Source organism: Georgenia sp. Z2081 (genome assembly GCF_055326445.1).
In genome coordinates, this window is sequence record NZ_JBUZNK010000002.1 from 295,079 (window position 1) to 305,930 (window position 10,852).

General features: G+C 72.0%; 9 protein-coding genes. All 9 read left to right on the plus strand.

The features are described 5' to 3' along the window. Positions 1 to 6 precede the first annotated feature (6 nt). The 9 genes from ACZLKG_RS05670 to map all read left to right on the plus strand — a co-directional run bounded on the left by ACZLKG_RS05670 (position 7) and on the right by map (position 10,756). Positions 7 to 1,365, plus strand: a complete 1,359-nt coding sequence (locus ACZLKG_RS05670) for a sugar ABC transporter substrate-binding protein (protein WP_425709009.1) — start codon at positions 7 to 9, stop codon at positions 1,363 to 1,365. A gap of 274 nt (positions 1,366 to 1,639) precedes the next feature. Continuing rightward, positions 1,640 to 3,265, plus strand: a complete 1,626-nt coding sequence (locus ACZLKG_RS05675) for an ABC transporter permease subunit (RefSeq protein WP_425709008.1) — start codon at positions 1,640 to 1,642, stop codon at positions 3,263 to 3,265. Further along, entirely contained in the window at positions 3,265 to 4,191 is a 927-nt protein-coding gene (locus tag ACZLKG_RS05680; RefSeq protein ID WP_425709007.1) for a sugar ABC transporter permease, read from the plus strand. Before ACZLKG_RS05675 ends, ACZLKG_RS05680 begins: the two co-directional genes overlap by 1 nt. Positions 4,192 to 4,369: 178 nt before the next feature. Then, the gene (locus ACZLKG_RS05685; protein ID WP_425709006.1) at positions 4,370 to 5,920 is read left to right on the plus strand and encodes an FGGY-family carbohydrate kinase; all 1,551 of its coding nucleotides are present in this window, start codon (positions 4,370 to 4,372) and stop codon (positions 5,918 to 5,920) included. 74 nt (positions 5,921 to 5,994) lie between these two features. Beyond that, a complete protein-coding gene (locus ACZLKG_RS05690) occupies positions 5,995 to 7,041 on the plus strand; it encodes a galactitol-1-phosphate 5-dehydrogenase (protein ID WP_425709005.1) in 1,047 nt (348 codons plus the stop codon). Between the two features lie 51 nt (positions 7,042 to 7,092). Then, positions 7,093 to 8,091, plus strand: coding sequence for a sugar-binding transcriptional regulator (locus ACZLKG_RS05695; protein ID WP_425709004.1), 999 nt, complete (start codon positions 7,093 to 7,095; stop codon positions 8,089 to 8,091). Then, positions 8,088 to 8,747, plus strand: a complete 660-nt coding sequence (deoC, locus tag ACZLKG_RS05700; protein WP_425709003.1) for a deoxyribose-phosphate aldolase — start codon at positions 8,088 to 8,090, stop codon at positions 8,745 to 8,747. Before ACZLKG_RS05695 ends, deoC begins: the two co-directional genes overlap by 4 nt. A gap of 185 nt (positions 8,748 to 8,932) precedes the next feature. Beyond that, entirely contained in the window at positions 8,933 to 9,976 is a 1,044-nt protein-coding gene (locus tag ACZLKG_RS05705) for a zinc-binding dehydrogenase (protein ID WP_425709002.1), read from the plus strand. A 12-nt stretch (positions 9,977 to 9,988) separates the two neighbouring features. Further along, entirely contained in the window at positions 9,989 to 10,756 is a 768-nt protein-coding gene (gene map, locus ACZLKG_RS05710; RefSeq protein ID WP_425709001.1) for a type I methionyl aminopeptidase, read from the plus strand. Positions 10,757 to 10,852: the final 96 nt, after the last annotated feature.

Here is a 10,852-nt window from a genome sequence, read left to right on the forward strand (position 1 = left end):
ACCGAGATGCGACGGAGCATCACCACCCTCGCGGCAGCAGCTGCCGTGGCCCTCACCCTCGCCGCCTGCGGAGGCGGTGACGACGAGTCGACCGGTACCGAGGAGGAGCCCGCCCAGGACGCCGGCGGAACCGACGACGAGGCGTCCTCCGACGACGCCGGTGGCGAGTCCTCCTCCGACGAGGCGTCCTCCGACGACGCAGGTGGGGACGAGGTCGCCGAGGCCGGCGAGGTCACGCCCAACGAGGACGGCACCCTGGTCGTCTGGGTCGACGAGACGCGCCAGGCAGCCGTCGAGGAGGCCGCCGTGGCGTTCGAGGAGGAGACGGGCATCGAGGTCCAGACCGTGCTGCGCAACTTCGAGGACATCCGCGCCGACTTCGTCACGCAGGTGCCCACGGGCGAGGGCCCGGACATCACCGTCGGTGCGCACGACTGGCTCGGCGAGCTCACCGTCAACGGCGTCGTCGCGCCGCTGGAGCTGACCAACGCCGACGTGTTCGAGCAGGTGGCCATCGATGCCGTCACGTACGACGAGCAGGTCTACGGGCTGCCGTTCGCCATCGAGAACATCGCGCTCATCCGGAACACGGAGCTCGCCCCGGAGGCCCCGGCCACGTGGGACGACGCGCTCGCAGCGGGCGAGCAGGCGGGCACCGAGTTCCCGATCCTCATCCAGACGAGCACCGAGGGCGACCCCTACACGTACTACCCGCTCCAGATGTCCTTCGGCGCCCCGGTCTTCGAGACCGACGACGCGGGCGCGTACACCGAGGAGCTCGGCCTGGGCGGGGAGGGCGGCGCGGCGTTCGCGCAGTGGCTCGCCGAGCAGGGCGAGAACGGCACGGGCGCCCTCGACACGAACGTCACCTACGACGTCGCCGTCGAGGCCTTCGCCAACGGCGAGTCACCCTTCATCGTCGGTGGCCCGTGGATGCTCGAGTCCTTCGCGGACATCGACGTCGCGATCGACCCGATCCCGGCGCCCGGTCCCGAGGCCGCCACGCCGTTCGCCGGCGTCCAGGCGTTCTTCGTCAACGCGCAGTCCGCGGACGCGCTCAACGCCAACGACTTCCTCGTCAACTACATGTCGACCGAGGAGGCGCAGACCACGATCTTCGAGACCGGTGGTCGCCTGCCCGCGCTGACCGCGTCGGCCGACGCCGCGGCGGAGGACGAGATCCAGGCCGGCTTCCGCGAGGTCGGCGCCGACGCGGCCCCGATGCCCGCACTGCCCGCGATGGGTCAGGTCTGGCAGTTCTGGGGCGTGACCGAGGCCGGCATCGTCTCCGGCGCCGAGGCCGACCCGGCCGCCGCCTGGGAGACCATGGTGGCCGACATCCAGGGCGCGATCGACGCCGGCTAGACCCTGCCCGTGCGGGGCGGCGGCCGACCTGCCGCCGCCCCGCAGCATGGCCCCGCCCGCCACGCGTCGCTACGGTGCGCCGTTCCCACCTCGCACCTCTCCACCTCGCACCCCGCGCCCCGCGGTGCGCCGCTCCCACCTCCGCTCCATGCGGTGCGCCGCTTCCACCCCGCGCGCCACGGCGCCGCTCCCACCTCGCGCCCCACGGCGCATCGCACTCCTCTCCGCACCGTAGGTCGGCACGACGTCGTGCCCACGTCCCCGAAAGGGCCCCATGACCGCGACAGAGCTCCCGGTGGCCGCCCCGTCGCCCGGCACCGGCGGCACCCGCACCCGTCCCGCCGCCGGCGGTGACGTCAACGTCTGGTTCTTCGTCAAGCTCGCGCTCGTCGCGCTGGTCGACGCGCTCGGTATCACGATCGTCATCCAGGCGGTCGGTGCCGAGTCCTGGTGGCTGTTGGGCGGCACCGTCGTCGTGCTCGTCGTCGTCAACTGGGTGTACTTCTCGCGCCGGGTCGTCCCGCTGAAGTACCTCCTGCCCGGACTGATCTTCCTCGCGATCTACCAGGTGTTCACCATCGTCTACACGGGGTACGTCTCGCTGACGAACTACGGCGACGGCCACATCCTCGACAAGCCGACGGCGATCGAGCGGATGCTCGAGCAGAACGAGCGACGGCTCCCGGACGCGACGACGTTCCCCGCCGTCGTCGTCGAGACCGATGACGGTCTCGGGCTGGCGATCTACGACGAGGCGTCGGGCACCGTACGGATGGGCGTCCACGAGGGCGAGCTCGAGGACGTGCCGGACGCCGTCGTCGACCTGGACGCCACGCGTCCCCTGATCACGGAGGTGCCCGGCGCACAGATCCTCCCGCGCGACCAGATCTCTGACCATCAGGCCGAGATCCTCGAGATCCGCATCCCGTTCTCGGACGACCCGAACGACGGGTCGCTGCGCACCACCGACGCCTCGAACGCGTTCCAGGCCACCTCGCGCCTGGTCTACGACGAGGACGCCGACGTCGTGACGAACGTCGAGTCCGGGGTCGAGTACCGGCCGGACGACCGGGGCAGCTTCGTCTCCGCGGAGGGCGAGGCGCTGACCCCCGGCTGGCGGGTGCTCGTCGGCCCCGAGAACTACATCGACGCGTTCGCCGACTCGAGGTACTCCGGCCCGCTGCTCAAGGTCCTGGCGTGGACGGTCGCGTTCGCCGCCCTGTCCGTGGTCACGACCTTCCTCCTCGGTCTCTTCCTGGCGGTCGTCCTCAACGAGCCGCGCCTCAAGGGGCAGAAGATCTACCGGACGCTGCTCATCCTCCCGTACGCGTTCCCGGGCTTCCTCGCGGCCCTGCTGTGGTCGGGTCTGCTCAACGAGCGCTTCGGCTTCGTCAACAACGTCCTCCTGCTCGGCGCCGAGATCCCGTGGCTCACCGATCCGTGGCTGGCCAAGCTCTCGGTCCTCGGCGTCAACCTCTGGCTCGGCTTCCCGTACATGTTCCTCATCGCGACCTCCGCGCTGCAGTCCATCCCCGGCGACCTCAAGGAGGCCGCGCGGATCGACGGCGCGGGCGTGTGGCAACACTTCCGGTCCATCACGATGCCGCTCGTGCTCGTGGCGACGGCCCCGCTGCTCATCGCCTCGTTCGCCTTCAACTTCAACAACTTCAACCTCATCTACATGCTCACCGGCGGCGGTCCGCGCATGGACGACGCGAGCGTGCCGGTCGGGCACACCGACATCCTCATCTCGATGGTCTACAACATCGCCGGCATCGACGGCGGGGCGCAGAAGGACTACGGGCTCGCGTCCGCGCTCTCGATCCTCATCTTCGTCATCGTCGCGGTGATCTCGGTCATCGGCTTCCGACAGGCCCGCAAGCTCGAGGAGTACAACTGATGACCACCACGACCCCCGACGCCGACCCGGTCGTCGACCGGAAGGGCCAGGAGATCGCCCCGCAGCGCCGCATGGGCTTCGGTCGCTGGTTCGCCGAGCTCGGTGTGCGGCACGTCGTCGGCATCGTCTTCGTCGTCTACGCCGCGTTCCCCATCGTCTACGTGCTCTCGGCCTCCCTCGCCGGGCAGGGCGCGACGCTGACCGGTTCGAACTCGCTGTTCACGTCCCTCGACGTCGGCAGCTATGCGCAGCTGTCCGACACCACGCTGTTCTGGACCTGGTTCCGCAACACGATGTTCGTCGGCCTCTCGACGGCGATCGGTACCGTGATCATGGCCGCCGCCGCGGCGTACGCGTTCTCCCGGTTCCGGTTCCGGGGGCACGGGTTCGGCCTCAACACCCTGCTCGTGCTGCAGATGTTCCCCCAGCTCCTCGCGTTCGTGGCGGTCTTCCTCCTCCTGCTCTCGCTCGGCGAGGTGGTGCCGGCGCTCGGGCTCAACTCGCGGGTCGGGCTCATCTGCGTGTACCTCGGCGGGGCGCTGGGCACGAACACCTTCCTCATGTACGGCTTCTTCAACACGATCCCCAAGGAGCTCGACGAGGCGGCCAAGATCGACGGCGCCAGCCACGCCCGCATCTACTGGACGATCATCCTGCGGATGGTCTCTCCGGTGCTGGCCGTCGTCGGCCTGCTGTCCTTCGTCGCCACGTTCTCCGACTTCGTCATCGCCCGCGTGGTGCTGCAGTCCGAGCAGAACTGGACCCTCGCGCTCGGGCTGTACGGCCTGGTCTCCTCGCTGACGAACCAGAACTGGGGCGTGTTCGCCGCGGGCGCCGTCATCTCGGCGGTCCCGGTGCTCCTGCTGTTCCTCTTCCTTCAGCGCTACATCGTCGGCGGGCTCACGGCCGGCTCGGTCAAGGGGTAGCGCGCCGGGACACGAGCCGGCGCAGGCCCAGCACTCCCCGCACTCCTGGTGCTCAGATGAGCGAACAGCGCGCCGCATTTGCGCGCATGCGCGAGCCGCTGGCAGGCTGAACGCACCCGAGCACCGGTCGTCGATAAGTCGATGACGCGGTGCGCCCCCGAGAACATGGGAGTTCCCGATGACTGACGGCCCCTACCTGCTGGGCATCGACATGGGTACCGGCGGTGCGCGCGCCGGGATCTTCGACGCCGCCGGCGCGCTCAAGGGCGTCGCCTCGACCGAGTGGAAGACGTCCTTCCCGCGGCCCGGCCGCGCCGAGCAGGACCCCGACACGTGGTGGTCGTCCATCGTCACCTCCGTCCGCGGCGCGCTGGCCGAGGCCAAGGTCCCCGCCGACGCCATCGCGGGCATCTCCGTCGACGCCACCAGCTCCACGCTCGTGGCCGCCACCAAGGACGGCCGCCACCTGCGACCCGCCCTGCTGTGGATGGACGTCCGGGCCGCCGCCGAGGCCGAGGAGCTCTCCCGGGCCGGCGACCCGGCCCTGAAGTACTCCGGGCACGGCGCCGTGTCCGCCGAGTGGGGCACCCCGAAGTCGATGTGGCTGAAGAACAACGAGCCCGAGATCTTCGCCGAGGCCGACCTCCTCGTGGACTGCACGGACTGGCTCGTCCACCGCCTGACCGGCGAGTGGACCATGTCCCTCAACCACGCGGCGGGCAAGTACTTCTACGACACCTCCGTCGGGGGCTGGCCCACGTCCCTCTACGACGCGGTCGGCGCGGCCGACCTGCTCGAAAAGTTCCCGGAGCGGGTCCTGCCCGTCGGCACCGCGGTGGGCGGCCTGCGCCCGCAGATCGCCGACGAGCTCGGCCTCGCCGCCGGCACGCCCGTGGCGGAGGGCGCGATCGACGCCTACGCCGGAGCGATCGGGCTCGGCGTCGTCGAGCCCGGCAAGATGGCCCTCATCACCGGCTCCAGCCACGTGATGATCGGCCAGTCCCCGGTGCCGTTGCACGCCAAGGGCCTGTGGGGCTCCTACACCGACGCCGTCATTCCCGGCGAGTGGACCGTCGAGGCCGGACAGGTCTCGACCGGGTCCGTCGTCGCCTGGTTCCGCGACCACCTCGCCCGCAAGGCGAACGACCGCGCGGCGGCGGAGAACCGCTCCGCCTACGAGGTCCTCGACGAGCTCGCCGCGGAGGTCCCCATCGGTTCGGAGGGCCTCGTCCTGCTCGACCACTTCCAGGGCAACCGCTCGCCCTACTCCGACCCGCGCTCCCGCGGCGTGTTCTGGGGCCTCACGCTCGGCCACACCGAGGGCCACATGTTCCGCGCGATCCTCGAGGGCATCTGCTTCGGCACGGAGAACATCTTCCGCACCATGCGCGCGGGCGGCTTCCCGCCGCAGGAGGTCGTCGTCTCCGGCGGTCCCACGAAGAGCCGCTTCTGGATGCAGATGCACGCCGACGTCTCGAACGTGCCGATCACGTTCACCGACGTGAGCGAGGGGCCCCTGCTCGGCTCCGCGATGATGGCCGCCGTCGGCGCCGGCGTCCACGCCGACCTCCCGACCGCGGCCCGGGAGATGGTCCGCACCGTGGATGTCATCGAGCCGGACACCGAGGCGCACGAGGCCTACCAGTACAACCTCGAGGCGTACATCGACACGTACGAGGCCATGAAGGAGCTGACCAACTCGATGTCGCGTCACGTCGACGAGGCCTGACGCCCACCGCAGAACCACCGGCAGCGCCGCGCCCGCGGCAGCGCCCGACCACCAGAAGGGAACCCGAGCCACACATGACCGAGACGATGAAGGCCGTCCAGCTCCACGCCGTCGGCGACGCACGCCTGGAGGAGGTCGAGAAGCCCACCCCGGGACCCGGCGAGGCCCTCCTCAAGGTCGCCGCGTGCGGCGTGTGCGGGTCCGACCTGGACCGCATGTTCAAGAAGGGGGCGCACAAGCTCCCCCTGATCTGCGGCCACGAGTTCTCCGCGTGGGTCGAGGAGCTCGGCGAGGGTGTCACCGAGGTGGCCGTCGGCGACCTCGTCACGGTCCCGCCGATGCTGCCCTGCTTCGAGTGCGCTCCCTGCGTGGCCGGCCACTACAGCCTGTGCGAGGACTACGACTACTACGGCTCGCGCCGCCACGGCGCCTACGCCGAGTACGTCGCGGGCCCGGCGCGGCTCCTGCTCAAGGTGCCCTCGGACCTCGACCCGCGGGCCGCGGCGATGGTGGACCCGTCGGCGATCGCCCTGCACGCTCTGCTGCGGACGAAGCTCGCGCCGGGCAAGCGGGTCGCCGTCGTCGGCGCGGGGGGCCCGATCGGCCTGTTCGCCATCCAGTGGGCACGTCTCGGCGGCGCGCTCGACGTCCTCGCCGTCGACGTCTCCCCGGAGAAGGCGGAGCTCGCCCGCGAGGCCGGGGCCACCGCCACGGCCACCACCCCGGAGCAGGCCGCCGAGGCTGCCGGGCTCGGCTACGACATCGTCGTCGAGTGCTCCGGCAACCCGATCGCCGAGAACCAGGCCGTCGGCCTGGCCGGACGCCACGGCGAGGTCGTGCTCATCGGCATCCCCAACGCCGACGTGACGATCAGCGACACGAACTGGGCGCGCATGATGCGCCTCGAGATCAACATCCTGGGCTCGTGGAACTCGTTCTCGGCGCCGTTCCCGGGCACCGAGTGGACGACCACGGTCGAGGCCATGCACCAGGGCCTGCTCAAGTGGGAGTTCATGATCACCCACGAGCTCCCGCTGGAGAAGGTCGGCGAGACGATCGAGGCGATGTACAACCGCACGATCCACAGCTCGAAGGTGCTGTTCCTGCCGCACGGGCTGTGAGCCCGGCAGGACCACGGACGCGGACGAGGACGACGACGACGGGGAGGCACGGTGCCGGTGCGCAGCGGTGACGAGGAGCGCGACCTGCTCCTGCTGCGGGTGGCCACGCTCTACCACGAGCAGGAGCTGACCCAGCAGGAGGTGGCCGAACGGCTTCACCTCACCCGCTGGCAGGTCGGCCGCCTCCTGCAGGAGGCGCGCCGCACCGGCATCGTCCGGATCGAGATCGTGCATCCACGGGCGCGCTCGCACGCCCTGGAGTCCGAGCTCGTCTCGCGCACCGGCCTCACCGCCGCCGTCGTCGTCCCGCCCGAGCGCGACCCGGTCGCCACGCGCGCCCGGGTCGCCGGTGCCGCCGGCGAGCTGCTCGCCGACCTCAAGGAGTCCCCGGGCACGCTCGCGGTGTCCTGGGGGCGCACGATGATCGACCTCGCCGAGCAGATCCCGCCGTCGTGGTCCGACGGCACGGTGGTGGTGCAGGCGAACGCCGGCCTGCCCCTGCCCGGGGCGAGCAACCCCGGGCAGGTCGTCGCCGAGCTTGCCCGCCAGGCACGGGGCACGGCCGTGTTCCTCCAGGCCCCGGCGATCGTCGAGTCGCCGGACCTGGCCGCCACGCTCATGGGCGACGCCTCGCTCAGGCGGGTCCTCGACCAGGCGCGGGAGGCCGACGCGCTCCTGTTCTCCCTCGGTGAGCCGGTCGGCACGTCCGTCCTCGTGGAGGCCGGCTACCTCAGCGCGGCCGAGGTCGAGCGTCTCGTCGCCCAGGGCGCCGTCGGCGACGTGCTCGGCCGGTTCATCGACTCCCGGGGCCGCCCGGCGGACCCGGCGATCGACGCGCGTACGGTCGGGCTCACGCTCGACGAGGTGCGCGCGTCCCGGCTGCCGATCGCCGTCGCGGCCGGCGTCGCCAAGACCCCGGCCGCGCTCGCAGCCGTCACCAACGGCCTGTGCAAGATCCTCGTCACCGACGAGGACCTCGCCGCCGGCCTGCTCGCCTCCCTGCCACCCGAACCCCCACGACCATCCCGAACGACAAGGAGCACGTCATGACCACCCGTACCCGCGCCGAGGTCGCCCAGCTCGTCGACCACACGCTGCTCAAGCCCGAGTCCACGCCCGACGACGTCGCCGCCCTCGTGCGTGACGCCGCAGAGCTCGGCGCCTACTCCGTGTGCGTGTCGCCGAACCTCGTCCCGCTCGAGGTGCCCGCCGGCCTCAAGGTCGCCGTCGTGTGCGGCTTCCCCTCCGGCGCCCACGCCGCCGAGGTCAAGGCCGCGGAGGCCGCCCGTTCCGCCGCCGACGGTGTCGACGAGATCGACATGGTCATCAACCTCGCGCTCGCGCTCACCGGACGCTACGACGAGACGGAGGCGGAGATCCGGGCCGTCCGTGACGCCGCTCCGGGCGTGGTGCTCAAGGTCATCATCGAGTCCGGCGCCCTGGACGACGAGCAGATCGTCGCCGTCTGCGAGGCCGCCGAGCGCGCCGGCGCCGACTTCGTCAAGACGTCCACCGGCTTCCACTCCAGCGGCGGGGCCACGACCCACGCCGTCGAGCTCATGGCGCGCACGGTGGGCGGACGCCTCGGCGTCAAGGCCTCCGGCGGGATCCGCGACACGGAGAAGGCCCTGGCGATGATCGAGGCCGGCGCCACGCGCCTCGGCCTGTCCGGCACCGCGGCCGTCCTCGACGGACTGGACGCCTGACCCGGACCCCACGACGGGCTCTTTGGCCGCTGCGAGGAACGCGGCGGCCGGACGGCCGACCAACCGGCGTACCACGGCGTCGCCGGCTCGACGACTGGCGGCGTCACGGCGTCGGGGGCCCGACGACAGGCGGCGTCCCGGCGTCGCCGGTCACCACGGCCGTAGGGCCGCGAGAGGATGAGCGCATGCTGGCCTACGAGTTCCAGTCTGACGGCGAGCTGCGGCTCGTCGAGCGGCCCGTCCCGGTCGCCGACGACGGCGAGGTGACGATCGACGTCGCCGCCACCGGTGTGTGTGGGACGGACCTGAAGATCGCCCGCGGGCAGCACCGGCTCTTCCCGCCCGGCACGGTGCGCGTCCCGGGGCACGAGGTCGTCGGCCACGTCCGGGAGAACCGCTCCGGCGACGACCGGTTCGCCCCCGGGACGCTCGTCGCCCTCGCCCCGAACGTCGGGTGCGGGACCTGCCACGCCTGCGCGGGCGGCCGCAGCAACCTGTGCACGGACTACGCCGGCGTCGGCCTCACCTTCGACGGCGGGTTCGCCGAGGTCGTCCGCGTGCCGGCGCGCGGCGTGGCGGCCGGCAACGTCCTCGTGGTCGACGCGGGCCTCGAGCCGGTCGAGGTCGTCATGACCGAGCCCGTCGCCGCCGTCGTGCGGGGCCTGCGCCCCCTCGACCCCGGACCGGGCGACACGGTGCTCGTCTGCGGCGCCGGCCCGATCGGGCTCACCACCGTGCTGCTGGCGCGGATGCGCGGGGCCGAGCGCATCATCGTCAGCCAGACGTCCGCGCCGCGCCGGGAGCTGGCCGCCGCCCTCGGCGCCGACGACACCGTCGACCCGCGCGCCGAGGACCTCACCGAGCGCGTGCTCGAGCTGACGGGCGGTCGTGGCGCGGACTGCGTGGTCGTCGCCACCCCGGTGGCCGAGGTCTTCGGCGACGCCCTGCGCGCCGCCGCCGTCGGCGGGCGGGTGAACTTCTTCGCCGGCCTGCCCTCGGGGAAGGGTGAGATCGCCCTCGACGCCAACCTCGTCCACTACCGCGAGCTGATCGTCACCGGGTCCACCGCGAACACGCCCGAGGACAACGCGGAGGCCCTGAAGATCGTGTCCTCCGACCCGCGGCGCTTCCGCCGCCTCATCACCGACCGCGTGCCGCTGGCCGACGCGCCCGCCGGGTTCGCCCGTGCGGCGGCGGGGGAGAGCCTCAAGCTCGTGCTTGAGCCGTAGGATCGCGAGCACATGATCGAGATCCTCACACCCCCAGAGATCGCCCGCGGCCGGGTGACCGGCGCGATCGTCGCCGGGATCCTCGGCGCCGTCCGGGAACGGACCGTGCCGGGCACGAACCTCCTCGAGATCGACGAGTGGGCGCGCGACCTCATCGCGATGGCCGGCGCGACGTCCTGCTACGTCGACTACGCGCCGTCCTTCGGGCGTGGCCCGTTCGGCCACCACATCTGCACCGCCGTCAACGACGCTGTGCTCCACGGCCTGCCCCACGACCAGGTCCTCGCCGACGGCGACCTGCTCACCCTCGACCTCGCGGTCCTCAAGGACGGCGTGGCGGCGGACGCGGCGATCAGCTTCGTCGTCGGGGAGTCGACCGACCCCGAGAGCGAACGCCTCATCGACGCCACGCGGCGCGCGCTCGACGCCGGCATCGCCGCGGCGGGCCCCGGGCAGCGGATCGGTGACCTCTCGCACGCGATCGGTACCGTCCTGTCCGACGCCGGGTACCCCGTCAACACCCAGTTCGGCGGCCACGGGATCGGCAGCACCATGCACCAGGACCCGCACGTGCCGAACACCGGCCGGCCCGGCCGCGGCTTCCCGCTGCGGCCCGGCCTCATGCTCGCGCTCGAGCCGTGGGTGATGACCGACACCGACGAGCTCGCGATGGACGACGACGGCTGGACGCTGCGCAGCGCCACCGGCTGCCGCACCGCGCACACCGAGCACACGATCGCCATCACCGACCACGGCGCCGAGATCCTCACGCTGCCCTGATCCGTCCGGCCGGAAGAACGGGCCCGGGAGAAAAAAGGGGGGGGGGGGGGGGGGGGGGGGGGGGCGGGGGGGGGGGGGGGGGGGGGGGTTGGGTGG